Origin of the sequence: Bradyrhizobium denitrificans (assembly GCF_013179005.1) — a bacterium.
GTDB lineage: Bacteria > Pseudomonadota > Alphaproteobacteria > Rhizobiales > Xanthobacteraceae > Bradyrhizobium > Bradyrhizobium denitrificans.
Window position 1 is genome coordinate 161,718 of the sequence record NZ_JABFDP010000002.1, and the last position, 22,333, is coordinate 184,050.

Genomic DNA, 22,333 nt, shown 5'->3' on the forward strand with positions numbered 1-22,333 from the left:
GTCGTCACCCGACGGTTCCGGTGTCACGACGACACCCCGCTCGGCTGGCGCACCGCGTCAGCCTTGGCCAGCAACAGGTGATTGGCGGCGAGCGAGAACTCCTGCCAGGCGGCGGCGATGTCGCGCAGGATGGTCTGCACATAATCCTTCGGCGGCCGGTGCTCGAACGGAAAGTTCGACAGCGCACAGGAGGTGCGGTTGAAGGCGATGGCGTCGTCGAGCAGCGACTGCATGACATCGCGGAACGGCTTCTGGATCTCCGGCATCAAAGCCGAGCGCCCACGCTCGACCGCCACGTTGCGCATGTCGAACGTCAGGGCATCGAGCACCTGCAGCGCGGCTGCGAACACCTGCTCGATGGCGCCGAGAACCGCGAGCTGTGTCAATTGCTCCCGCTGCTGCGTCGCGAGGCTGCGGTTGAGCCGCTGGCGGTAGTCGTCGAAGGCCGCATCGCGCTGCGCGGCGACCCAGGCGGCAAACCAGGCGAGGCTGGCCTCATTGCCGGTCAGTCCCTCGTCGAGGGCCACGCCGGCGCGCGCGCCGACCGGCGCGTCGGCTGCGCGGGCGATCGCGCGCTCGATGCGCCGGGCCGCATTGATTGCGCCTTCGAGATAGCCGGCCGCATGGCTTGCAGTCTCGGCGCCGCCGAGATGTAGCCGCCCGTCCCATAGCGGCCGCCGCAGCATCGGGCTGGCGATCTCGCTGTGTTCGCCGCGCGGCGTGGTGCGGTCCAGTGCGCTGCAGGTGAAGCGCTCGGTCGCCCAATCCTGATAATGCTGCTCGCCGCCATCCAGCTCCGCGCCGAACAGCTGCACCATCTGGCTGTCCATCAACATCGGAAGACCGACGGCGAAAGTCTCGCGCAGAGCTGGCGCAAAGGCGAGAAAGCCGCCGAGCGCAGCTCGGTCACCTCCTTCGTCGCAAGCATCGAAAATCTCGCCGACGACAGCCTGCTCGTGGCTCGCGAAGGCATTGCCGGACAGGCCCTTGTCACGCCAACGCGCCTGGTCATAGGCGATCACGACCTTGGCCTGTGCCGCCATCCAGGTCTCCGTACTGCGCATCGCCTCGAAGGTCGCATCGTCGAGCTCGGGGCGAAAACCGACGTGATCGATCAGCAGCCGCGGCGGCAGCGCCAGCACCGCACGCTTGGCCTCGATGGCGACCGATTCGGTCGATGTCGCGAAGACCAGTCGCACATGGGTGCCGCAATCGATGACGCGCATCAGCTCATGGCCGGTATGGATGCTGGACGGCGGGAGATCACGGACGAGCGCCTCGATCAGCCTGGTCATGCCGCCCGAGAGCCGGCGCGCGCCCTGGTGAAGTGGCGGCCCGCTGATTGGCTCCGGGCTCTTGTCCGCCTCCTTCAGGTGCAGAACCGTGCCGTCATCGTGCTGGGCGAAATCAGACAGGCCAAGCTCCGCAATCAGCCCGGTCAGCAGCGGCTGGGTGTCGGGCCAGAACCAGGTCGGACCGAGATCCAGCGCCAGACCCGTCCTGCTGCGCACAGACAGGACACGTCCTCCCAGGCGATGTCGGGCTTCGAACAAGGCGAAGCTGCCGCCGCGTTGCTGCAAGCTGCGTGCAAGTGCGATTCCGCACAATCCACCCCCGACAATGGCCGTTTCGAGCATGGCAGGACCTCGGCTGATGCGTTGCAAGGACGTTGCAAGCGGGTCTTGCAAGAAGCTTGCAAGTTTTTGCCGGCCAACGATGTGAGTTTCCAAACATCGCTTGATTTTGCCAGCGGCTTGGCCCACCTCATCATGATGAGTGACGAGAGCGACCTCCTGGCGGCCAACGCGGCCTTCTATGCAGCCTTCGCGGCCGGTGATTTTGCCGCACTTGCGGCGCTCTGGGCCGATCGCGACGGCATCTCCTGCATCCATCCGGGATGGTCGCCGATCATTGGCCGCGGCGCGGTGATCGGAACCTGGCGCGACATCATCAACAATCCGGGACGGCCCCAGATCGTCTGCGCCGATCCGTACGCGATCGTCGACGGCGACCACGGCCACGTTCTGTGCATCGAGTTGGTGGATGGGGCAGCGCTCGCCGCCGCCAATCACTTCGCGCGCATCGGCGGCGTCTGGCGGATGGTGCACCATCAATCGGGGGCGATCGCGCAACTCACGTCTGCGCACGACGACCCGGACAGCCATCGCCTGCATTGATCCTCGGCCAATTGGCACGAAACTTGATCTGACGACACTGACCGGCAGCAATGTCGGAGATTGTTGATGTCGTCGCGTCGGATTCGGGCCAGAAGCCTGTCTCCGCGCCCGGGGGAACGGCTGTGCGACCAGCATCGTGCGCATGCCGACGGGAGAGATGGGATGGCCCGCGTTGTTACCGCCTATCTGAAGCGCGCTGAGGTGCCTGAGCGCGCATCTTTGCAGCAGGCGATCGATCGCCTCCCCTTCACGCTGACACTCGACGAGACGTATAGGCCGCTGGAGAGCACGAGCTACCTGCCCTGCACGCTGGATGGAGAGGACGCTGGCTTCGGCTTGCGCTTCAGCGCGGTCGCGCCGCGTCAGGACGAACGCGATGTCGCGATGACGCTCACATGGGGCGGCGATCCGCGCGAAGAGGCGGCAGCGCTCGCGATCTGTGCTGCGCTCGCCGCGACGTTCGGCGCGCTGGTGCTGCGCGACGGCAAAGAGCTTGCACCCGACGAGATGCTCGAACAGGCGAAAGGAGCACTGGTATGAACATGACGGCTCCCCTGCAGCCGACGGCGATCCATGCCGTCCCGGCCGAGCTTTGCGAATGCGGCTTCCGCCTGCTGATGATCCGGCAGTTCAATGTCGGCGCCGTGCCGCCGGCCTTTGCGATCATCGATCAGCGGGTCATGCGGATGCCGCAACGGCTCGGCCGCCACGGCGTGTCGTTCGCCGCGACCTTTCTTCCGGAGGTCATGTCATGGCTGATCGATCATCTCGGCCGGCCGTCGCTGCATGACGAGAGCGGGCGCTCCTACCGCAATCCGCGCTGGCCGGTGGTGTGCTGGCACGATCAGGAACGCTATTGGCCGAGCGGCGCCGTGACGGTGGAATGGTTCGCCGAGGTCGCGTTTCAAGATCATGCCTCGTGGATGGCATTCCGGACGCGTTGGCATGAGAGCCTGATGGGCCGGAATGCTGATGCCGACTCAGGATTGGGAGAAGCAGACGCGCGCGAGTCGCATGACACGGAAAAGGAATTTGCCGACGAGGCGTTTCAGCAGGCATGATCTGCCAAATTGATGCTGGGCCACAACCGGCTCTGTTCGATCCCGATCGAGGCGTGATATCAAACGCGTGATCAAACGAAGCGGAGGCGATCGTGCGCTACGTCTCATGGCTTGAAGGCTGGCTCGGAGGCTTGTTCGGTCATCTGCTCACGGAATGGCAGCCTGACCGCCGTGCCGGTGCTGGCGGCCCCTTCATCCGGCCTCCTGCGGCGGAGCTGTCAAACGAAGATCTGTTTTACCTCGCGATGCTCGGCCCTCACGTGTGAGCGGACCAGCCTCGGCTTCGACGCTCCGTCCAATCCCACGAGTCGACCATGACTGATATCGCGCGCTTCCGCGACTTCGTCGCCGCTACCGCACGCCTGATTGCGGGCACCACAGACGAGACAACGCTGCTCACCGCCCTCGCGCCCAAGCTTGCTGAACTGGTCGGACATGACGACTGGCTGCCCGAGGCCTATGCCGTGGCGGGTGGGGAGAAGTACCGCCAATATCTGCTCTACGCTGATCCGCTGGAGCGGTTCTCGATCGTCAGCTTCGTCTGGGGTCCGGGCCAGGGCACGCCGGTGCACGATCATCGCGTCTGGGGCCTGGTCGGCGTGCTCAGGGGCGAGGAGCTCTCGGTGAGCTATGAACGGCGGCCGGACGGGACGTTGCGCGCCGGCCAGCCGGAACGGTTGCGGGCTGGACAAACCGCCGCGGTATCGCCACAGATTGGCGACATCCACGCCATCTCCAACGGTCTGGCGGACCGCTCCTCGATCAGCATCCACGTCTATGGCGGCAATATCGGCCGCATCCGCCGCGCGGTGTTCGACGCGGAGACCGGCGCCGCCAAGGACTTCATCTCCGGATATTCGAATGACACCGTCCCCAACCTCTGGCCCGACCGCAACACCGCCTGACCAGGTCCGCTTCATCACCCCGACGGAGCTGCGGCGGCGCTGGCGGGCCCAGGAAGAAGTGGCGCTGCTCGACGTCCGCGAGGAAGGCCCCTACTCGCTATCGCATCCGTTCTTCGCGGTGTCGCTGCCGCTGTCGCAGATCGAACTGCGCATTCTCGACCTGATCCCGCGGCTGAGCGCGCCGGTCGTGGTCTATGATGACGGCGAAGGCTATGCGGCGCGCGCGGTGCCGCGCATCCATGCACTGGGGTATCGCGACGTGTCGATCCTCGACGGCGGACTCGCGGGCTATGCCCGGGTCGGCGAAGTGTTCCGCGACGTCAACGTGCCGAGCAAGGCGTTCGGCGAGTTGGTCGAGGCGATCCGGCACACCCCGTCACTGTCCGCTGACGACGCCAAGGCGCTGATCGAGCGCGAGTCCAATCTCGTCGTCCTCGACGCAAGGCGGTTCGAGGAATATCGCACCATGAGCATTCCGCGCGGCGTCAGCGTGCCCGGCGGCGAGCTCGCATTCCGGGCGCGCGAGATCGCGCCCTCGCCCGACACCACCATCATCGTCAATTGCGCCGGCCGCACGCGCTCGATCATCGGCACGCAGTCGCTGATCAATGCTGGGCTGCCGAACAAGATCTATGCGCTGCGCAACGGCACCATCGGCTGGACGCTGGCCGGCCACCAGGTCGAGCGCGGCAAGACCGCGCGCATGCTGGAGCGGCCGCAGGCTAGCTACGCGGCGGCGCTGGCCGATGCCAAGGCCTGGGCCGCGCGCGTGGGCGTCGGCGAGCTCGATGCCGCGACCTTCGCGCGCTTCCAGGCCGAGGCCGGCACGCGCACGCTCTATTGCCTCGACGTCCGCACGCCCGAGGAATATGCCGCCGGCCATCCGGCCGGCTTCGCCTCGGCACCCGGCGGCCAGTTGGTGCAGGCGACCGACGAATGGGTCGGCGTGCGCGGCGCGCGGCTGGTGCTGTTCGATGATGATGGCGTGCGCGCGCGCATGACGGCGTCATGGCTGACGCAGATGGGGTGGGACGCATCGATCATTGGGCCGGACGTGGTTGCGCCGACAGAAGCCGTGATCCCGGCCGCGCGCCGGCCGGCGCTGCCGGACCTTGGCGGCGCCGCCATCGGTGTCGGAGAGCTTGCAGCCGCCCCCGCGTCCTGGACGATCGTCGACCTCTCCCGCAGTCCGGCCTACAAGACCGGGCACATTCCGGCCGCGCATTTCGTGCTGGCGTCGCGCTTTGCCACGGATCTCACCAGGCTGCCCGGTGAGGGCCCGATCGTGCTGGTCAGCGCCGACGGCGCGGAGGCTGCGTTTGCGCTCGCCGACGCACGCGCGGCAACCAAGCGAGAGCTCCGCGTGCTCTCGGGCGGCACGCGCGCCTGGACGGACGCGGGACATGCCCTGGACACCGAGCGCCAGTCATGGATCTCGACGCCTGACGACGTCTACAAGCGTCCCTATGAGGGCACTGATAACGCCACCGCGGCGATGCAGGCCTATATCGACTGGGAGCTGCAGCTGGTCGCCCAGCTCGCCAATGATTCCGTGTCGAATTTCCACGTGGTGTAGTTGGCCAGGAACGTCGCGGCAGGTGGGCGCACGCGCCGCTTTGCCCACTTTTCGCTTGTCCCACTGCATGACTCCGTCATTGCGAGCGCAGCGAAGCCATCCAGGGCGTCACGGGGACTCTGGATGGCTTCATCGCCTTGGGGTTCCTCGCAATGACGGCCGCGTGTGGCGGTGTCCTTACAGTTGCACGGGAAACAGGTGATTGATCGCCACCAGGATCACCAGAAGAACGATACCGAGGCCGAGACTATAACCGATCAGCTTCTTCTCGATCGGCAGCAACGGCTCGACCTCGCTTGCCGTCTCGGTCTTGAATTCGGATGATGACATTGCAACCTCTCCCGATCAGCTGGCGAGCGGCGGCTTGAAGCCGCTGAAGAACAGCCAGGAAATTAACAATCCGACCCAGATGACGAAGCCGAACAGGCTGACGACATAGACTGCGGCGAGCTTGGCAAAGCCGTCCTGCCAGAGCTTGCGGAAATCCGAGAGCACGCCGATCGAGAAGAAGGTCAGGATGAAGAAGATCACGCGAAACACGTTGGCCTCGTTGGCGGCCGCAGGCAGCGCCTTGCCGATCTCGGGCGTGGTGCCGGTCGCGAGCCACAGCGAGATCGCGAACACCGCGACGAAGCCGAGGATGAATTTCGGGAAGCGCTCCCAGATCTCGCCGGCCTTCGCCTTGTCGGTGCGCGGCGTGATGTGGTTGGTCCAGATGTAGCCGAGGATGAAGGCCCAGATGCCGATGAAGATATCGATGAACACCTTCACCGTGGCCGTGGTCGCGAGGATCCAGCCGGGCTGATATTTGATGCCTTCGGCCGCGGCCTTTGCCAGGATCAGCGACTCGGTGATGCCGCCACCGGCGACCGCTGCGCCGTCGGTCTTGATCGCCAGACCCATCCAGGCCCCCGCGACCAGCGGCTCCTGCCACAGGAAGGTCTGCGCCAGGAACGGCAGGATCAGGATCTCGACCACCGCGAACACCACCACCAGCGACGACACCAGGATCGGCACCGCGGGCCGCGCGCGAATGGCGCCGCCGGTCGCGATCGCCGCTGCGACGCCGCAGATCGAGATGCCTGACGCGAGCGGCACCGACCATTCGCGGCTGAAGCCGAACCATTTGCGGGCGACGAAATACACCACCGACCAGTAGATCAGATAGGCCTCGATGATGGCGGCGACGCCGCGCAGCAGGATCGACGACGCCAGATTGAGCCGGCCGGCGGCGGTCACCGCAATGGTGGCGCCGAGGATCACGATCGCGATCTTGATATAGAGCTCGGGCCGGATCGCCTCCTTCAGCCACTCCGCGAAGCGCGGGAAGATGTTGGCGATCACGAGGCCCGCGACAAGCGCGACGATGAAGCCGCCTTCATTGGTCAGCTTCAGCGACCAGGAGATGCCGAACTTCTGCTGATCGGCCGGCGTCACCACGGCGATATAGGCATAGCTGCCGACGATCCAGCTCGCATAGGCAATTGCGAACACGATGGTGAAGGCGAGGATGAAGCGCTTGATGTCGCCGCCAAGCGCCGCGACTCCGGCCGTGAGCACCACAAGCAGCGACACATAGGTCGCAGCGAGCGAGCCGAGGCCGCCGAGCGCGGCATAACCCTTGGCCACCGGCGCCAATGCCTTGCCAAGGTCGGTGTAGACCGACGTGGTGACCGCCCAGCCGAGCAGATCGATGCCGCCGAGGCTGAACAAAGACAGGGCAAAAACGAGAACGCCAATGACCAGCGCCAGCCAGTCCTCCGTCAGGTTTCCCTTGGTCACGGCCTGCTTGGCCGAGCTGATTGCAACGTCCGACATCGATCTTTCCTCCCGCGCGACACGCCGCGCGGCCAGCGCCAATGATGCGCCATCAAAGTCGTGTCGTGAGAAAGTCGCAATCTCACAGAATTTCTTTGTTCGCTGTGACGAAGGCACAGTCCTACTGTCAGCTGGACCAACCGTAGCAAATCCTGCTTGGGACCATTCTCCATGGGCGCCGTGGCTGCACGCGCGCAGGCCGGCGGCGGCCCAGGATGGTCCAAGCCGCCGGCGCTTGCGGCGACCCGGTCAGGAGACGAACATCTCGAGCTGCCCGTTGCCGCCTGCCTGCAGCGGCGGCGCGTCGGCATATTGCGGCAGCGCCCAGCGGCGAATCGCGGCGAACAGCAGCGGCGGCTGGATCGGCTTGGTCACATAGTCGTTCATGCCCGCCGCCAGATAGGTTTCGCGTTGCCCGACCAGCGCATTCGCGGTCAGCGCGATGATCGGAACGCAGCGCTCGGGACCCGGGAGTTGACGGATCGCCTTGGTGGCCGAGATGCCGTCCATCTCCGGCATCTGCACGTCCATCAGGACGAGATCGTAGACCTTGTCGGAGATGGCAGCGATCGCCTCTGCGCCATTGACCACCATCGTCGGCCTGAACCCCTGCTTCACCAGCAGGCTCTGGATCAGGGTTGCGATGATCGGGCTGTCCTCGGCGACCAGAATGTCCAGCGGGCGGTCGACACTCGCCACGATCGTCTCGGCCGGCAGCGCCAGCGCCTCGCCGCACCGGCACTTGGTCTCGAACCAGAAGCGGCTGCCGCGGCCGAGCTCGCTGTCGACGCCGATGCTGCCGCCCATGATGGTGCAGAGCTGCCTGCAGATCGCAAGCCCGAGACCGCTGCCGCCATATTTGCGCGAGATCGACGTGTCGGCCTGGACGAACGGATCGAAGATCTGCGCCAGGATCTCCGGCGACATGCCGATGCCGGTATCGATCACCTCGATCCTGAGGTCGACGACGCCGCCATCCAGCTGGCGATGCGAGGCGCGCACTTCGATCGAGCCCTGCTCCGTGAATTTGATCGCATTGCCGACCAGGTTCAGCATCACCTGGCGGATGCGGGTCGGATCGCCCTCGAGATATTGCGGCAGGCCCGGCGCGAGGCTGACCTTGAGATCGAGGCCCCGCCTCCTCGCCTTCTCGCCCATGAACGAGACCGCGCTTTCGACCAGATTCGGAACGTCGAAATCGATACATTCCGATTGCAGCCGCCCGGCTTCGAGCTTCGAGAAATCGAGAATGTCGTTGATCACCTCCAGCAGCAGGTCCGCCGATTCCTTGGCCAGCGCCGTGTACCGCTTCTGCTCCTCGCTGAGCGAGGTGCCGCGCAACAGATCGACCATGCCGACCATGCCGCTGAGCGGCGTCCGGATCTCGTGGCTCATGATGGCCAGAAAATCCGACTTGGCCCGATTGGCGGCTTCCGCGGCGTCACGCGCCGCGCGCAGCTCGGCCCCTCTCGCCTCCAGCTCCTGCGTCTGCTGCTCGAGATCGGACCGGATGGCTTCGACATAGGCAAGCTTCTGTTCGAGCTCGGCCTGAACCGTCTTGAACGCGGTGATATCGGTTACCAAACAGACCGTTCCGCCATCGGAGATGCGATGATCGACGCTCTGGATCCAGCGGCCGTTGAGTTCGCGGTGCTCGATCATCCGGCTGCCGCCGAGATGCCAGGCCGTCTTGCGCGCGAGCCACTCCTCGAAGCGATCGCCCTTCGACCGGATCAGCCCGTGCTCATAAGCCCGTCGCATCAGCTCGGTGAACGAGATGCCCGGCTTCATCAGGACGGTCCAGGCCGGAAACATTTCGCGGAACATCGTGTTCGACATCACGAAACGATCGTCCTTGTCGAACAGCACGAAGCCATTGGTCAGCGACTCGATGGCATCCATCATCAGCAGCCGGGCCTGATCCGCGTTGATCTCGGCGAGCTTGCGCTCGGTGATGTCCTGCACGATGCCGAAGCGCTCTCGAAACACGCCGTCGGCTTCGTCGCTGGCATTGGCCTCGATCCTCACCCAGCGGACCTGGCCGTTCGGCGTGACGAAGCGAAGCTCCTGGATGAAGGCGCAGCCGGTCGCGCGCGACCGGTCTCTCGCGCGCACATAGGCTCCGACATCCTCCGGGTGGATGATGTCGAGCATCGTGGCGAAGGCGACCTGATCGACCGGCTCCAGTCCGGCGATCTCGAACAGCTCATCGGACCACACCGCGAACTCGCCGCTGGGATCGGTCACCCAATGGCCGAGCCTGCCGATCCGCCGCGCATCGCCCAGCAGCCGCGTGGTCTGCGCCAGCTGATCGTTCTGCCGGGCCAGTGCGTTCGCGAGCGCGATGGCGTGTCGGCTCTTGCGGATCAGCATCGATGTCAGGACGATCATGACGACCACGGCGCCGAAGGCGAGCATCAGCAGCGACACGATACGATCCTTCTGCAGATCCGTCAGCAGCTCGACCGCCACGACCGTTGCGGCAGCGGCCAGAACCGACGCCAGGAACATGCGGAAGGACGGCGCCCCCGCAGCGGGCGGCGGCGCCTGCATCGCTTCGAGCAACGCCTCGGACGACGCCCCCGTCGGGTTCGGCATCGGCGGCGTCATGCGCGCTCCACCACTCTGCTCAGCGCATCCGCGGTCGCCTCGATGGTCTCCGACAGCAGTGGCAGGCATGCCGCCATCTCGGCGGTGGTCGCGCGATCGAGCTCGATGTCCCGCGCGATCTCGGCCAGCCGCGCGGCGCCGAGGCTCGAGCAGGATCCCTTGAGCACATGCGCAGCCTTTCGCGCACCGTCGAGATCGCCTGCCGCAAGCGCTGCCGTGATGGCGGCGAGCGCGTCCGCGGCCGCCGCAGGCAGCTGCGCCAACATCGCCCGCAGCGCGCCGGGGTCGAGCGCCGCACGCAGCAGATCGAGCTGATCCTGATCGAGCAGCGGCTGATCATGGGCCGCGATCATCTCACCGCGCTCCGTTCGACAGGTTCGTCGGCACCTGCTTGGCTGCCGGCGTGCGGACGGCCCTGCCGTCATCGCACGGCGTCGCCGGCGGCGCGATGCGACGGTCAAGACAGACGATCGTGGTATCGTCGGGCAGCGGGCTGGTCGCTGTGATGCCTGCAGCGGCACAGAGCTGGTCGATCACCTCCTTGGGCGTCAGTCCGGCAGGACAGGCGTTCAGCGCCGTGACCAGCCCCTTGTCGCCGATCCTGCGGCCCTTCGCATTCGGGAATTCGGGCAGGCCATCGCTGAACAGCAGAAGCAGCGAGCCGGCGGGAAATCTGCGCTTGGAGGTGAGGTATTGCACGCCTCGCTCGATGCCGAGCGGAAGGCTGCTCGTGTCGCACAGCCGGGCCCGCGCCGCCGTGCCCTGAACCAGGATCGCCGGCGGCGCGCCAGCGGAGGCGAACCTGATCTCGCCTTTCTGATGATCCACGACGACGTAGAGGAATGTCGCAAACTGGCCGATGCGCAGCAGCCGGACCAGGCGCTCATTGAGCATCGAGACCAGCGCACCCGGATCGCCGTGCAGCTCCTTGTATTCGTGGATCAGCGCATGCAGGCGGAAGGTGTTGAGGGCGGCATTGACGCCATGGCCGGTGAAATCAGCCAGAAAGATTCCAAACGATCCGTCGTCGATCGGGAGCACGCCCCAGAGATCCCCCCCGAGCTCCGAGGACGGCCGATTATAGGACGCGATCCGCAGACCGAGCGCGTGCGCCGCCTCCTGCAAGGCCGCAGGCTCGGGCAGCAGCTCGAACTGCATGCGCCGCGCCGCCTCGAGCTCGCGGGAGATGCGCTCACGATAGAAGCGCAACTCGCGCAACGAGTTCCAGCGCTCGATATGCGCAACGACACGTGCGATCAGCTCGGACGGATTGACCGGTTTGGAGAGGAAATCAGAGGCACCGCCGCAGAACAGCTCTCCCATCTTCTTGCGGTCGACGGTCGCGGTCTGCAGCAGGATCGGGACGTCGGCAAAGTCGGGGTCGGCGCGCAGCTGGCCGCAGACGTCCAGCCCGTTCAGATCCGGCATCTGCATGTCCAGCAGGATCAGGTCCGGCCGGAAGCTCCTGACCTGCTCCAGAGCCGAGCGGCCGCCATCGGCGAATTCCAGCCTGGTGAATTTCTGCTGCCGCAGGACGCCGGCGACGAGCTGGCGACACAGCGGATCGTCATCCGCGATCAGGATCTTCGCGCCGGTGACGTCGTCGCTCAGGATTCTGTCCTCGGAGGTCACCTCGCCCCCCTGCGCGCTCAGGGGCATAGCTGAAACTCCAGCCTGACCGTCGTACCGCCGTTCAGCACGGTCACCCGGTCGGAGAACACCTGGAGAATCTCGAGGCCACGCCCCGACATGCCATCCTCGGCTGCGGGCCGCACGCCGCTGTAATCGTAACCATCGCCGCTGTCGCGGACCGTGATCGCGAGCGCGGACGACGTCCAATCCGCGTCCAACCGGATCATCGAACTGCCGATCTGCGGAGACTCGAGCTTCGTCTCGATGATGGCCTGAGCGGCGATCAGCCCGTCGAGGCTGCCGCGCAGGCCGCCGTCGATCCTGAGATTGCCGTGCAAAACCGCGTTCATCAGCGCCTCCTGCACGGCGCTGTAAACCCTGATCCGCAGATCCTCGGTGAGCGCAAGACGCTCGCCGAGCGCCTGAACATAGGTCTTCACGACGGAGTGGCGATATGCGGAGCGCGTGGTGATGACGAGACTGAGAACCTTGTCGGTGGACAGATCCGCGCCTTCGTAAGTCTCAGCGGAACGGTCGAGCAGCTCGGCTTCGATGCATCGACGCGCCGGACGCGCCAAGGCAGCGTCCAGCGTCTGTTCCGACGCGCCGTCCCAGCACGACAGGAACGCGTCTGCAGGAACCTGCCGGTCGACCGACACGTACATCGAGGATCACTCCTCCACGGTGAAGAGCGTGTTGAACTTGGTGACCGCGAACATGCGTTTCACCTGCCCGCTCGGCCGCCGCAGGATGAGCTCGCGATGATTCTTCTTGGCCTCGTCCCGGGCCAGCAACAGCATGCCGAGACCGGCCGAATCGATGAAATCCAGCTTCGAAAGATCGATCACGACCGACCGGCCGGGAGCGGCGAAGATTTCGGTCACCATCTGCTTGAACGGAACATGATCGCTAAAGGTGAACTCGCCGCTCATCGCGATCGGACCACCTGCGTTGTCCATGTGGATCTGCATGCTTATCTCTCCTAAAACAGTTCAATGGTCCCCGTCTGCGAAGGGCTGGCCTCCGTTTCGCTCGGATCGGCCGGCTGCTTGCCTTCGAGAATCTGCGCGACGAAGCGCGACCTCAATTCGCCGAGCGTGAAGCGATCGAGCAGCGTCTTGACCCATTCATTGTCGATTGTCGTCTCCACGACCGGTTCATCCAGGACATCGGCCGTCGTCGTCTTCAGCTCGTCGAGCGCCTCGTCGACAACGCGCAACGTGTCGACCACATGTTCGAGCCGTTGCCGCGTGCGATCCTGGAACTGGATGCCCGTGATCATGCCGGCGACGTCGGCCGAGATCACCTCGGCTTCTTTCATCGCTTCATTGACGACTTCGGTCAGGTTGCCGCCGCGCTCGATCAGGGCGTTCATCAGCAGCTCGAGACGGTCCTTCGCCATCAGGTTCTGCGACATATCGATGGTCGCGACGCGCTGCAGCGTTTCATGGCCGTTCTCGATGCCCTGGGTGACGGCATGCAGCTCCGTCGCCATGTCGACGGACAACCGCTGCGTGGCGCTCGACAGCTCGCGGACCTCGCCGGCGACCACACGAAACGCTGCGCCCGCCGTTCCAGCCCGCTCCGCCTCGATCCTGGCATTGAGCGCCAGCATATTGGTGACGCGGTTGATCTTGTTCAACTCTTCCATGCAGGAGTCGACGCGGTTGACGTTTCCGTTGAGCTCGCTCAACGCGTAGACCATCGACATCGCGTCCTTCGACAGCAGCAGGATCTTCTCGACGACGTCGCTCAATGTCTCCTCGAGCAGACCCGCGATGCGATCGATCGCGATCGCCTCGCCATCGACCTCGATGCCCATCGCGAGCTTGCTCAGGCTTTCGACGCGTTCCGTCTGCTGCCCCGCGCAGACGGCGAGACGCTGAAACCGGCTGCTCAGACTGTCCGCCTCGGTCTCCACCACGGCGGAGGTCTGCTGGATCTCGCTGACAAGCGTCCGGATCACGCGCTGCTGCATGCCGGCGAACGCGATCCACCGGCGCATCAACTCGTCCTGCTGTGAGGGCGCAACCGGCGCAAGCGCCGGCGACGGCTCCGGACTGGGCGGCTTCGCTGCAGCCGCGTTGCTCTGTTTCCAACCGAACATGGATTACACCCTGACGCCGCGCGCAGCGAGCGACTCGCACCGCTTCAGGACCTGATCGGCAATCTTGTTGAGCGGCAGCTCGATCTCAACGGCGCCACATTCCCGCGCCGCCTTCGGCATGCCGTAGACCACGCATGTCGCCTCGTCCTGACCGATGGTCGACGCTCCGGCCGAGCGCATTTCCAACAGCCCGAGCGCACCGTCCCGGCCCATGCCGGTGAGGATGACGCCAATCGCATTGAGCCCCGCGGCGTGGGCGACGGACCGGAACAGAACGTCGACCGACGGCCGGTGTCCTGACACGGCCGGCTCGTCGTGAACCCGGCAAACATAGTTCGCGCCATTGCGGGCGAGCTCCAGATGGCAGCCGCCCGGTGCGATATAGGCATGGCCCGGCAGCACCCGCTCGCCGCTCTCGGCCTGCTTGACGGTGACTGCGCACAGCTGATTGAGGCGGTTGGCGAAGGACGCCGTAAACATCGCCGGCATATGCTGCGTGATCACGACAGCCGGCGCATCCGATGGAAACGCCATCAACAGCTCCTGCAGCGCTTCGACGCCGCCGGTCGACGCGCCCACCGCAATGATCTTTTCGGACGAACTATACGATACGCCGGGCCGGTGTAGAGGGCGGACCTCGTCTCCCGAGCGCGGCCGGATCTTCGCCGCCGCGGCCGCCTTGACCTTGGTGACGATCTCGTCGCGCAAGGCCGGCAGTCCCTCGACAAGGCCAATGACGGGCTTCGCCACGCAGTCAAAGGCTCCCATCTCCAGGGCACGCACGGCCGTATCCGCGCCTTTCTGCGTGAGAGATGAGATCATCAGCACCGGCATCGGACGCAGGGTCATGATCTTGTCCAGAAAAGCGAGGCCGTCCATGCGCGGCATCTCGATGTCGAGCGTGAGCACATCAGGATTGAGGGACTTGATCATATCGCGCGCCACAATCGGATTGGGCGCGGCGCCGAGGACCTCGATTCCCGGATCACTTGAAAGGAGATCCGTCAACATCTGCCGCACGAAGGCGGAGTCGTCGACGATCAGAACGCGAATGGCACTCATCTTACTGCCTCAAAAAATCTCGACCGATCCGGCAACGGGTTCGACCTGGATTCGTGTCTTGTAGGACGTCTCGTTGCGGACAAGGGCATCATGATCGGCGCGCGGCAATTCGAGCAGCATCACGCGGCCGGTTACCGGGAAGTAGTGAACACGGCGCGGCAGCGAGCCGCGCAGGTGATACGCTGCGATGGGAAGGTGTTCCGCCGCCAGATAGTCTTCGACGAAGTCGGCGTTGCGATGCCCGATCTTCGCCATGCCATTCAGCACATTGGCGCCGCCGAACACCTTGATCTCCAGGCGGCGTCGGGCGCCGCCCCGGGCGAGAATGTCGTTGATCAGCCGCTCCATCGCGACATTGCCATAGCGCATCCCGTCGGACACGTCGCCCCAATCGCCAAAGCTCTCCGGCAGCATGAAATGGTTCATGCCGCCGACCCGGGTTTGCGGATCACGGATGCAGGCTGCAACACAGGACCCGAGCACGGTGACGAGCATCTCGTCCACGGCGTCGGTGACATAGTGCTCTCCCGGAAAGAGCTTAACCGCGATCGCGTCAAAGCGCTCGTCGCGATACTTCCGAGGACATGTCAGAAGGTCGTCGGTGACCGAGGCATCCGTCGTTTGACGCCGCCTGCTCTTCGCCCTGATCATCTGCGCCTCCGATAGATCGTTCGTCCGACCAGATCGAAACGCTCGCAGACGCCGAGCAGGTTTTCCGAGTGCCCGGCGATCAGCCAGCCGTCGGGCCTGAGCAGATCGGCGTAGCGGTCGAACAAGCGACGTTGGGTCGGCTTGTCGAAATAGATCACCACGTTGCGGCAGAAGATGATGTCGAAGGGCCCCGACATCGGCCAGGGCCCGAGCAGATTGAGATGGACGAAAGTGATGAGTCTGCAGAGCTCATCGTTCATGACGACCTTGCTGTCGCGCAACCGGGTGAACCGCTTGCGATAGGCATCCGGGATCCCCTCGGCCCGCTCCAGCTCGTATGCGCCCTCGGCCCCACGGGCGATCACATTCGTATCGAGATCGGTCGCGAGGATCTTGATGTCGCGCTCCATCAGCGCCGTCGGGCCGGCGGCCAAGGTCATGGCAATGCTGTAGGGCTCCTCCCCGGTCGAGCAGCCCGCAGACCAGATCCGCAGGCGTGTCGTATTCCCGCTCAGGAATTCCGGAATGATGACCCGCGAAAGGAAATCGAAATGGTGGGCTTCCCTGAAGAAGCTCGTGTGATTGGTGGTGACGGCGTTGATGAAATTGCGCAGCTCATCGTCACCGTCATCCGTTTCCAGCAGACGGCAATATTGTGAGAAGTCCGCAAGGCCGAGCGCGCGCAGCCGCCGCCCCAGCCGTCCATGGATGAAGGCACGCTTGCGCTCGCTCAGCACGATGCCGGCCGTATCCATCACAAGCTTGGACAGCTTGCGAAAGTCGTTGTCTTCAAGCGCGAACTGTTCCTGCACCATGGTCTCCCGGCACCCCAGAGAGGCGCCCCCACACCGACGGGGACGCCGCGTCGCGGCCTAGAATTCCTTCCAATCGACGTCGCCGGCCCCGACCACGCGGCGACGCACCGGCTCCATCTCGGCAGCGCGCGCTGGCGAGGGGCGCGGGGCGGATGCAGGCGCGGGCTTGCCGGCGGGGGCCCGCATCGCTGCGAGCTTGTCCTTGCCAAGCGACCGGTCGACGACCGGATTGCCGGTCTTTGCCGCATAGGGGCGGCCACGCTCGAATTCTGGCAGCACCATGAAGCGGCCGACCATCTCCGACATCGTCTCGGTCTGCTCCTCCATCGACTTGGCTGCCGCAGCAGCCTCCTCCACCAGAGCGGCATTCTGCTGGGTCACCTTGTCCATCTGGGTGACGGCGTTGTTGACCTGCTCGATGCCGCCGCGCTGCTCCTGCGACGCCGCCGAGATCTCGGCCATGATGTCGGTGACCCGCTTCACCGACTGGACGATCTCCTCCATCGTCTTGCCGGCGGTGTCGACCAGGCGCGAGCCCGATTCCACCTTGGACACCGAGTCCGAGATCAGCCCCTTGATCTCCTTGGCCGCGTTGGCACTGCGCTGGGCGAGGTTACGCACTTCGGCGGCGACCACCGCGAAGCCGCGGCCCTGGTCGCCGGCGCGCGCGGCTTCGACCGCGGCGTTGAGCGCAAGGATGTTGGTCTGGAATGCGATCTCGTCGATCACCCCGATGATGTCGGCGATCTTGCGGCTCGCATGGGTGATGCCCTCCATGGTCTGCACGACCTCGGCCACCACGGTGCCGCCCCTGATCGCGACGTCGGATGCAGATGACGCGAGCTTGTTCGCCTGCTGTGCATTCTCGGCGTTCTGCCGGACGGTCGAGGTCAGCTCCTCCATGCTGGCCGCCGTCTCCTCCAGACTGGCCGCCTGCTCCTCCGTCCGCTGCGACAGGTCGGTGTTGCCGTTCGCGATCTCGCGCGCGGCGCTCGACAGCGTCTGCGAGCTTTCGAGCACGTCGGCAAGGATGGACGACATCGTGTCGAGCAGCCCGTTCACGCCATCGCAGAGCTGGCCGATCTCACCCGACTTGCCGTCCGTCGGAATGCGCTCGCGAAGATCGTTGTTCTTGGCGGCGTCGACCACCGCCTGCGTCTGCCGCACCGCTGTTTGCAGCGCCTCGGAGGCCTTGACCTGCTCGGTGACGTCGGTCGCATATTTGACGACCTTGACCGGCTTGCCGTCGGGCCCCATGATCGGGTTGTAGCTCGCCTGGATCCAGACTTCGCGGCCGCCCTTGCCGATCCGGCGGTATTGACCGGCCTCATATTCGCCACGCGCGAGCTTGTCCCAGAACATGCGGTAGTCGGTCGAGCTGCGATAGGCGACATCGACGAAGATCGAGTGATGCTGGCCCTTGATCTCGGCCAGCGAGTAGCCCAGCGTATTGAGGAAGTTGTCGTTGGCGTCGAGGATCTTGCCGTCCAACGTGAACTGGATCACCGCCTGGGCCTTGTTGATGGCGTCGATCTGGCCGGCGAAGTCGGCGTTGCGGATCACCTCGCTGGTGATGTCGGTCGCGTATTTCACCACCTTGAAGGGCTTGCCGGACTGATCGAGAATCGGATTGTAGCTCGCCTGGATCCAGACCTCGCGTCCCCCCTTGCCGATGCGCTTGTATTGTCCGGCGTCATATTCGCCACGCCCGAGCTTGTCCCAGAACAGGCGATAGTCGGTCGACTGGCGATAGACGGGATCGACGAACATCGAATGGTGCTGGCCCTTGATCTCGTCGAGCGAGTAGCCCAGCGTTCGCAGGAAGTTCTCGTTGGCATATTCGATCTTGCCGTCGAGCGAGAACATGATCATCGCCTGCGAACGATCGATGGCCGCGAGCTGCGACGCCTGGCTGCGGATCTCGGTGACATCCGCCCATTCCAGCATGAAGCCCTGGTTGACGCCCTGCGCGTTCCGCATCGCATTGACGTTGAGCGAGATCTTGAGCGGTCCGACGGAAATGTCGGTGCGGAACGGCAGATTGGCCGGATTGGCGAGCATCGTCCGCTGATGCGCCGGATTGCGGTGAAAGACGTCGATGCAGGTCCCGACCATGGCGGCGGGATCGAAGGTCGGCCAGACCTTGCGAAACTCCGTGAGGTGCTGGCCGAACAGCTGCTTCGAGGCTTGATTGAGGTATGTGATCTTGAGATCGTTATCGACCAGCATCACGGCGCTGGTGACCTTCTCGACGACGGCTGTCATCTGATCGTCACGGCTCGCCGCGCGGGGCGCTGCCGCCGGAGCCTTCGCGGCGGACGACCGCGGACGACTGCTCCGCGACCTTGCCTTCGATTTGGGCGCGCCATCGCCCGGAGCGCCGTCCGTGGTGAAGTCCTGCATGATGTTCTCCTCGAAAGTGTCGCTCATGACGATCTCGTAAATTGTAGGGGTTAGGCGGCCGCCGCGGCGGCTGCGGCAGACGTACGCGTCACTGACGAAGCCGGCATCCCGAACAGACCCGACAACGACACCAGCGTCACCATCCTGTTCTGGATCGCGACCAGCCCCTCCAGGAACTGATCCTCGGTCGGCATGCCCATGTCCGGCACGTCGCGGATGTCCTTCGGATCGACGGAGATGATGTCCGAGACGGTATCGACCAGCAGGCCGACCGTGCGCGGGCCGGCGGCGACGATGATCACCACATGCATGTTGGTCGGCACGGTCACGCCGGTGCCGAACCGGGCGCGCAGGTCGAAGATGGGAACGATGATGCCGCGCAGATTGATGACACCCCGGACATGGGGCGGAGCGTTCGGGATCATGGTCGTTTCGGTCCAGCCCTTGATCTCCCGGACCACCATGATGTCGATGCCATACTCCTCCGCGCCCAGCGTGAAGGTGATGAACTGCTGCGCGTTCTCGCTGACCGCTGCTTCTTGGCCAAACGGAGCGATCGGCTTGTTGTCAGGCTGCATGGGTCAGGTCCTTTGCGGATTCTGGTCTCGATTGCTCCGGGGACGGCAGCCGTTCTGGCGTGCCGCGCATGTCGATCTCGTGCAGGCGCGCGACGTCAAGGATCAGCGCGACGCGGCCATTGCCGAGGATCGTGGCGCCGCTGATGCCGTCCACCGGCTCGTAATTGGCTTCGAGGCTCTTCACCACCACCTGCTGCTGGCCGAGGAGTTCGTCGACAACAATGCCGACACGGCCGGCGCTCTCGCTCTGCACGATGATCACGATGCCCCGGCAGGGATCGCCGATCGCATCGCCGATCGAGAACACGCGATGCAGATAGACCAGCGGCAGATACTCGCCGCGCAACGCCAGGACATGGCCGCGGCCGACCACGGGATGAATGTCGGCGGGGAGCGGACGCAGATTCTCGACGATCGCAACCAGCGGAATGATGAACGTCTCGCGCCCGACCGACACCACCATGCCGTCGACCACCGCCAAGGTGAGCGGCAGCGACAGCGTGAATGACGAGCCATGGCCGAAGCGCGAGCGCACCGAGATCCGGCCACCGAGCGCCTGCACGTTACGCTTCACGACATCCATGCCGACGCCACGGCCCGAGATGTTCGAGATCACCTCGGCGGTCGAGAAGGCCGGCAGGAAGATCAGATTGTCGATGTCGTCATCGCTGAGATTGGCGCCTGCAGGCACGAGGCCACGCGCGCGCGCCTTGGCCAGGACCTTGTCGCGATTGATGCCGCGGCCGTCATCCGAGACCTCGATGACGATGCGGCCGCTGCGCTGGGCGGCCGAGAGGTTGATCGTGCCCTGCCGCGGCTTGCCTGCGGCAAGCCGCTCGGCCGGCGGTTCGATGCCGTGGTCGAGCGCGTTGCGGATCATGTGCGTCAACGGATCGTTGAGCTGCTCGATGACCGTCTTGTCGATCTCGGTCATCTCGCCGGAGGTGACAATGCGCACCTCCTTGCCGAGCACGGCGGCCAGTTCGCGCACGATGCGCGGCATCCGCGCGAACACGGATTTGACGGGCTGCGCGCGGATCGCCATCACGCTTTCCTGCAGCTCACGCGCACTCTGGGCCAGCGCCTCGATGCCCTGAATGAGCTGGGGATATTTGTCGGCCGGCAACGCCAGTCCCTGCTCCGTCAGCATCGCCTGGCTGATCACGAGCTCGCCGACGAGATTCACCAGCCGATCGACCTTGTCGACGTCGACCCGGATCGACTGAGCCAGGGAGACTGCGGCGACCACGGGAGCCGCCGCACTGCCGGCATCGCCCGGCGCAACCTCGACCGCGGCCGTGGCGGACTCGAGCAACTCGATCTGAAGGTCGCAATCATCCTCGACGAACTCGAACACGTCCTGGATGCCGCTGCGCGGCACCGCCGTTTCGAGCGTGAAGGTCCAGTTGAAATAGGCCGCCTCGGGATCCAGCGCGCCGAGCGCCGGGAGCGCCGAACAATCGACATCGATCGCGAGCGCGCCCAGCTTGCGGAGCTGGCGGATCAGGAGCAGCGGCTCGTTCGCCTTCTTCAGCATCTCCGTGTGTGGACGGAACCTGATGCGATATGTCTGCTCATGGAGCGGCTTCGCGTCGGACGCGGCGGGCGCAGGGCCAGGCTCGGCCGCCGGGCCCGCGCCCTGCAGGACGTGCTGCATGGCCGTGCGGATGTCGACGGCGAAACTCGGCGCGAGTTGCTGCTCGAGCCGCGCTGCATTGACGATGTCGGCCAGCGCATCGCTGGCCCGAAGCAGCAATTGCTTGATGTCGTTGGTGACCGCGATCTTGTGATCGCGCAAGGCGTCGAGCAGGCTCTCGAAGGTGTGCGAGAAGGCGACGAGGTCCGTGCAGCCGAACGCGCCGGCTCCACCCTTGATGGAATGCACCGACCGGAAGATCGCGTGCAGCGTCTCGTCGTCCTCCTGTCCGCTGGACAACAGTTCGAGATTCGACTGCAAGGCGTCGAGCAGTTCGGCGCATTCCTCGAAATAGGTCTTGCGGAACTGCGCGACCGGATAGGCCTCTTGCTCGGATGCTACGGACATACGCGGTTGACCGTCGCGATCAATTGATCGGGATTGAACGGCTTCACCAGCCACCCCGTCGCGCCCGCCGCCTTGCCGTCGGCCTTCTTTGCGCCATCGCTCTCGGTCGTGAGGATCAGGATCGGCACCGTGCGGTGCTGACTGCCGGCCCGCACGCTCTTGATCAACGAAATGCCATCCATGTTCGGCATGTTGAGGTCGGTGATGATCAAGTCGAACTTGCCGCCGGTCAGCACGTTCAGCGCTGCCTTGCCATCTTCGGCTTCTGCTACGTCGAAGCCAGCCTTCTTCAACGTGAAGGACACCATGTCACGCATGGTCTTCGAATCGTCGACTGCCAGAATTCGCTTGGTCATGTCACTCCATCCAATTGTCAAACTCATGCCGGAGTCCGAGATCGGCGATCGCCGTCCTGAACAGCTCGGATGCCTGCGTGATCTTGAAAAGCTTGTTGGCCGCCTTCGCCCCGTGACCGGCGGCAAGGAGAATCTGTGCGCATGGCGTCGACATCCGCTCGACGCCGCTCGCATCGAGCAGGATGCTCTCGTGTCCCGACAGCCTGATCAGTTCGTCACGAAGTTGCGACGCCTGCATCAGGTCCAGCATCTGCGGCAGAGGATAGGCTGTCGCGGAAGCGGCTTCAGCGCACGTCTCAATGCTCGGGGTGGCGTCCGTCATCGTTGAACCATCCGTGCGCTGCGGCAACCGAGCCGTTGCGCTCGACGCCCCCAGGCAGCCTTGCCGAAGTTGAATTCAAGCCCACCGACGGACCCCACGCGGCCGCCGTCACTCGTTCAAATTGGGTGGAAAGCGATTGTTGTATTGTTAAAGATGAGAGCCGTAATAGTACGGTCGCTCTACCTTGAGATGTCGCCTGGCCAGGCGCCGTTTCCG

Annotated in this window: 22 protein-coding genes; 5 read left to right on the top strand and 17 right to left on the bottom strand. The window is 64.8% G+C overall.

Annotated elements, in window-relative coordinates:
- Positions 1-23: 23 nt before the first annotated feature.
- Positions 24-1,637, bottom strand: coding sequence for a flavin monoamine oxidase family protein (locus HL671_RS02795; protein WP_172235523.1), 1,614 nt, complete (start codon positions 1,635-1,637; stop codon positions 24-26).
- 135 nt (positions 1,638-1,772) lie between these two features.
- Here HL671_RS02795 and HL671_RS02800 point away from each other — a divergent pair, with 135 nt between their 5' ends.
- The 5 genes from HL671_RS02800 to HL671_RS02820 all read left to right on the top strand — a co-directional run bounded on the left by HL671_RS02800 (position 1,773) and on the right by HL671_RS02820 (position 5,719).
- On the top strand, positions 1,773-2,177 hold the full coding sequence (locus HL671_RS02800) for a nuclear transport factor 2 family protein (RefSeq protein ID WP_041751354.1): 405 nt from the start codon (positions 1,773-1,775) through the stop codon (positions 2,175-2,177).
- Positions 2,178-2,339: 162 nt separating this feature from the next.
- Entirely contained in the window at positions 2,340-2,717 is a 378-nt protein-coding gene (locus HL671_RS02805) for a hypothetical protein (protein WP_012042376.1), read from the top strand.
- Positions 2,718-2,719: 2 nt separating this feature from the next.
- Complete coding sequence (locus HL671_RS02810; RefSeq protein WP_172235607.1) at positions 2,720-3,238, top strand: hypothetical protein; 519 nt, start codon at positions 2,720-2,722, stop codon at positions 3,236-3,238.
- A 314-nt stretch (positions 3,239-3,552) separates the two neighbouring features.
- On the top strand, positions 3,553-4,143 hold the full coding sequence (locus HL671_RS02815; protein ID WP_172235524.1) for a cysteine dioxygenase family protein: 591 nt from the start codon (positions 3,553-3,555) through the stop codon (positions 4,141-4,143).
- On the top strand, positions 4,100-5,719 hold the full coding sequence (locus HL671_RS02820; RefSeq protein ID WP_172235525.1) for a rhodanese-like domain-containing protein: 1,620 nt from the start codon (positions 4,100-4,102) through the stop codon (positions 5,717-5,719). The genes HL671_RS02815 and HL671_RS02820 overlap by 44 nt, the downstream gene beginning before the upstream one ends.
- A gap of 177 nt (positions 5,720-5,896) precedes the next feature.
- Here the strand turns inward: HL671_RS02820 and HL671_RS02825 are convergent, their stop codons facing one another.
- The 16 genes from HL671_RS02825 to HL671_RS02900 form a co-directional block, all read right to left on the bottom strand.
- On the bottom strand, positions 5,897-6,049 hold the full coding sequence (locus tag HL671_RS02825; RefSeq protein ID WP_012042372.1) for a hypothetical protein: 153 nt from the start codon (positions 6,047-6,049) through the stop codon (positions 5,897-5,899).
- 15 nt (positions 6,050-6,064) lie between these two features.
- Positions 6,065-7,537: a putative sulfate exporter family transporter gene (locus HL671_RS02830; RefSeq protein WP_172235526.1), complete on the bottom strand. Its 1,473-nt coding sequence runs from the start codon at positions 7,535-7,537 to the stop codon at positions 6,065-6,067.
- 249 nt (positions 7,538-7,786) lie between these two features.
- Complete coding sequence (locus tag HL671_RS02835; protein WP_172235527.1) at positions 7,787-10,147, bottom strand: ATP-binding protein; 2,361 nt, start codon at positions 10,145-10,147, stop codon at positions 7,787-7,789.
- Entirely contained in the window at positions 10,144-10,500 is a 357-nt protein-coding gene (locus HL671_RS02840; RefSeq protein ID WP_012042369.1) for an Hpt domain-containing protein, read from the bottom strand. The genes HL671_RS02835 and HL671_RS02840 overlap by 4 nt, the downstream gene beginning before the upstream one ends.
- Position 10,501: 1 nt before the next feature.
- Positions 10,502-11,806 (bottom strand): PP2C family protein-serine/threonine phosphatase, encoded by a 1,305-nt coding sequence (locus HL671_RS02845; protein WP_172235528.1) that lies wholly within the window; start codon positions 11,804-11,806, stop codon positions 10,502-10,504.
- On the bottom strand, positions 11,797-12,444 hold the full coding sequence (locus HL671_RS02850; RefSeq protein WP_172235529.1) for an ATP-binding protein: 648 nt from the start codon (positions 12,442-12,444) through the stop codon (positions 11,797-11,799). The genes HL671_RS02845 and HL671_RS02850 overlap by 10 nt, the downstream gene beginning before the upstream one ends.
- Positions 12,445-12,450: 6 nt before the next feature.
- The gene (locus HL671_RS02855) at positions 12,451-12,750 is read right to left on the bottom strand and encodes an STAS domain-containing protein (protein ID WP_012042366.1); all 300 of its coding nucleotides are present in this window, start codon (positions 12,748-12,750) and stop codon (positions 12,451-12,453) included.
- A gap of 11 nt (positions 12,751-12,761) precedes the next feature.
- A complete protein-coding gene (locus tag HL671_RS02860) occupies positions 12,762-13,886 on the bottom strand; it encodes a methyl-accepting chemotaxis protein (protein ID WP_012042365.1) in 1,125 nt (374 codons plus the stop codon).
- 3 nt (positions 13,887-13,889) lie between these two features.
- Positions 13,890-14,948, bottom strand: coding sequence for a protein-glutamate methylesterase/protein-glutamine glutaminase (locus HL671_RS02865; RefSeq protein ID WP_012042364.1), 1,059 nt, complete (start codon positions 14,946-14,948; stop codon positions 13,890-13,892).
- A gap of 9 nt (positions 14,949-14,957) precedes the next feature.
- On the bottom strand, positions 14,958-15,599 hold the full coding sequence (gene cheD / locus HL671_RS02870; protein ID WP_172235530.1) for a chemoreceptor glutamine deamidase CheD: 642 nt from the start codon (positions 15,597-15,599) through the stop codon (positions 14,958-14,960).
- Positions 15,596-16,414: a CheR family methyltransferase gene (locus tag HL671_RS02875; RefSeq protein ID WP_041750520.1), complete on the bottom strand. Its 819-nt coding sequence runs from the start codon at positions 16,412-16,414 to the stop codon at positions 15,596-15,598. The genes cheD and HL671_RS02875 overlap by 4 nt, the downstream gene beginning before the upstream one ends.
- 57 nt (positions 16,415-16,471) lie before the next feature.
- Positions 16,472-18,817 carry a methyl-accepting chemotaxis protein gene (locus HL671_RS02880; RefSeq protein WP_172235608.1) on the bottom strand — a complete coding sequence of 782 codons (2,346 nt, stop codon included), beginning with the start codon at positions 18,815-18,817 and terminating at the stop codon, positions 16,472-16,474.
- A 50-nt stretch (positions 18,818-18,867) separates the two neighbouring features.
- Positions 18,868-19,395 (bottom strand): chemotaxis protein CheW, encoded by a 528-nt coding sequence (locus HL671_RS02885; RefSeq protein ID WP_172235531.1) that lies wholly within the window; start codon positions 19,393-19,395, stop codon positions 18,868-18,870.
- The gene (locus HL671_RS02890; RefSeq protein ID WP_012042359.1) at positions 19,385-21,439 is read right to left on the bottom strand and encodes a chemotaxis protein CheA; all 2,055 of its coding nucleotides are present in this window, start codon (positions 21,437-21,439) and stop codon (positions 19,385-19,387) included. Before HL671_RS02890 ends, HL671_RS02885 begins: the two co-directional genes overlap by 11 nt.
- Positions 21,430-21,795, bottom strand: a complete 366-nt coding sequence (locus HL671_RS02895) for a response regulator (RefSeq protein WP_012042358.1) — start codon at positions 21,793-21,795, stop codon at positions 21,430-21,432. Before HL671_RS02895 ends, HL671_RS02890 begins: the two co-directional genes overlap by 10 nt.
- 1 nt (position 21,796) lies before the next feature.
- Positions 21,797-22,117, bottom strand: a complete 321-nt coding sequence (locus HL671_RS02900; protein ID WP_012042357.1) for an STAS domain-containing protein — start codon at positions 22,115-22,117, stop codon at positions 21,797-21,799.
- Positions 22,118-22,333: the final 216 nt, after the last annotated feature.

What these genes read in the sequence shown, in the direction of transcription:
- cheD (WP_172235530.1), bottom strand. Translation starts at nt 15,599, where the DNA reads ATGATCAGGGCGAAGAGCAGGCGGCGTCAAACGACGGATGCCTCGGTC.
- HL671_RS02805 (WP_012042376.1), top strand. Translation starts at nt 2,340, where the DNA reads ATGGCCCGCGTTGTTACCGCCTATCTGAAGCGCGCTGAGGTGCCTGAG.
- HL671_RS02875 (WP_041750520.1), bottom strand. Translation starts at nt 16,414, where the DNA reads ATGGTGCAGGAACAGTTCGCGCTTGAAGACAACGACTTTCGCAAGCTG.
- HL671_RS02900 (WP_012042357.1), bottom strand. Translation starts at nt 22,117, where the DNA reads ATGACGGACGCCACCCCGAGCATTGAGACGTGCGCTGAAGCCGCTTCC.
- HL671_RS02845 (WP_172235528.1), bottom strand. Translation starts at nt 11,806, where the DNA reads ATGCCCCTGAGCGCGCAGGGGGGCGAGGTGACCTCCGAGGACAGAATC.
- HL671_RS02855 (WP_012042366.1), bottom strand. Translation starts at nt 12,750, where the DNA reads ATGCAGATCCACATGGACAACGCAGGTGGTCCGATCGCGATGAGCGGC.
- HL671_RS02820 (WP_172235525.1), top strand. Translation starts at nt 4,100, where the DNA reads ATGACACCGTCCCCAACCTCTGGCCCGACCGCAACACCGCCTGACCAG.
- HL671_RS02840 (WP_012042369.1), bottom strand. Translation starts at nt 10,500, where the DNA reads ATGATCGCGGCCCATGATCAGCCGCTGCTCGATCAGGATCAGCTCGAT.
- HL671_RS02885 (WP_172235531.1), bottom strand. Translation starts at nt 19,395, where the DNA reads ATGCAGCCTGACAACAAGCCGATCGCTCCGTTTGGCCAAGAAGCAGCG.
- HL671_RS02850 (WP_172235529.1), bottom strand. Translation starts at nt 12,444, where the DNA reads ATGTACGTGTCGGTCGACCGGCAGGTTCCTGCAGACGCGTTCCTGTCG.
- HL671_RS02880 (WP_172235608.1), bottom strand. Translation starts at nt 18,817, where the DNA reads ATGCAGGACTTCACCACGGACGGCGCTCCGGGCGATGGCGCGCCCAAA.
- HL671_RS02830 (WP_172235526.1), bottom strand. Translation starts at nt 7,537, where the DNA reads ATGTCGGACGTTGCAATCAGCTCGGCCAAGCAGGCCGTGACCAAGGGA.
- HL671_RS02835 (WP_172235527.1), bottom strand. Translation starts at nt 10,147, where the DNA reads ATGACGCCGCCGATGCCGAACCCGACGGGGGCGTCGTCCGAGGCGTTG.
- HL671_RS02860 (WP_012042365.1), bottom strand. Translation starts at nt 13,886, where the DNA reads ATGTTCGGTTGGAAACAGAGCAACGCGGCTGCAGCGAAGCCGCCCAGT.
- HL671_RS02795 (WP_172235523.1), bottom strand. Translation starts at nt 1,637, where the DNA reads ATGCTCGAAACGGCCATTGTCGGGGGTGGATTGTGCGGAATCGCACTT.
- HL671_RS02815 (WP_172235524.1), top strand. Translation starts at nt 3,553, where the DNA reads ATGACTGATATCGCGCGCTTCCGCGACTTCGTCGCCGCTACCGCACGC.
- HL671_RS02825 (WP_012042372.1), bottom strand. Translation starts at nt 6,049, where the DNA reads ATGTCATCATCCGAATTCAAGACCGAGACGGCAAGCGAGGTCGAGCCG.
- HL671_RS02895 (WP_012042358.1), bottom strand. Translation starts at nt 21,795, where the DNA reads ATGACCAAGCGAATTCTGGCAGTCGACGATTCGAAGACCATGCGTGAC.
- HL671_RS02800 (WP_041751354.1), top strand. Translation starts at nt 1,773, where the DNA reads ATGAGTGACGAGAGCGACCTCCTGGCGGCCAACGCGGCCTTCTATGCA.
- HL671_RS02890 (WP_012042359.1), bottom strand. Translation starts at nt 21,439, where the DNA reads ATGTCCGTAGCATCCGAGCAAGAGGCCTATCCGGTCGCGCAGTTCCGC.
- HL671_RS02810 (WP_172235607.1), top strand. Translation starts at nt 2,720, where the DNA reads ATGACGGCTCCCCTGCAGCCGACGGCGATCCATGCCGTCCCGGCCGAG.
- HL671_RS02865 (WP_012042364.1), bottom strand. Translation starts at nt 14,948, where the DNA reads ATGAGTGCCATTCGCGTTCTGATCGTCGACGACTCCGCCTTCGTGCGG.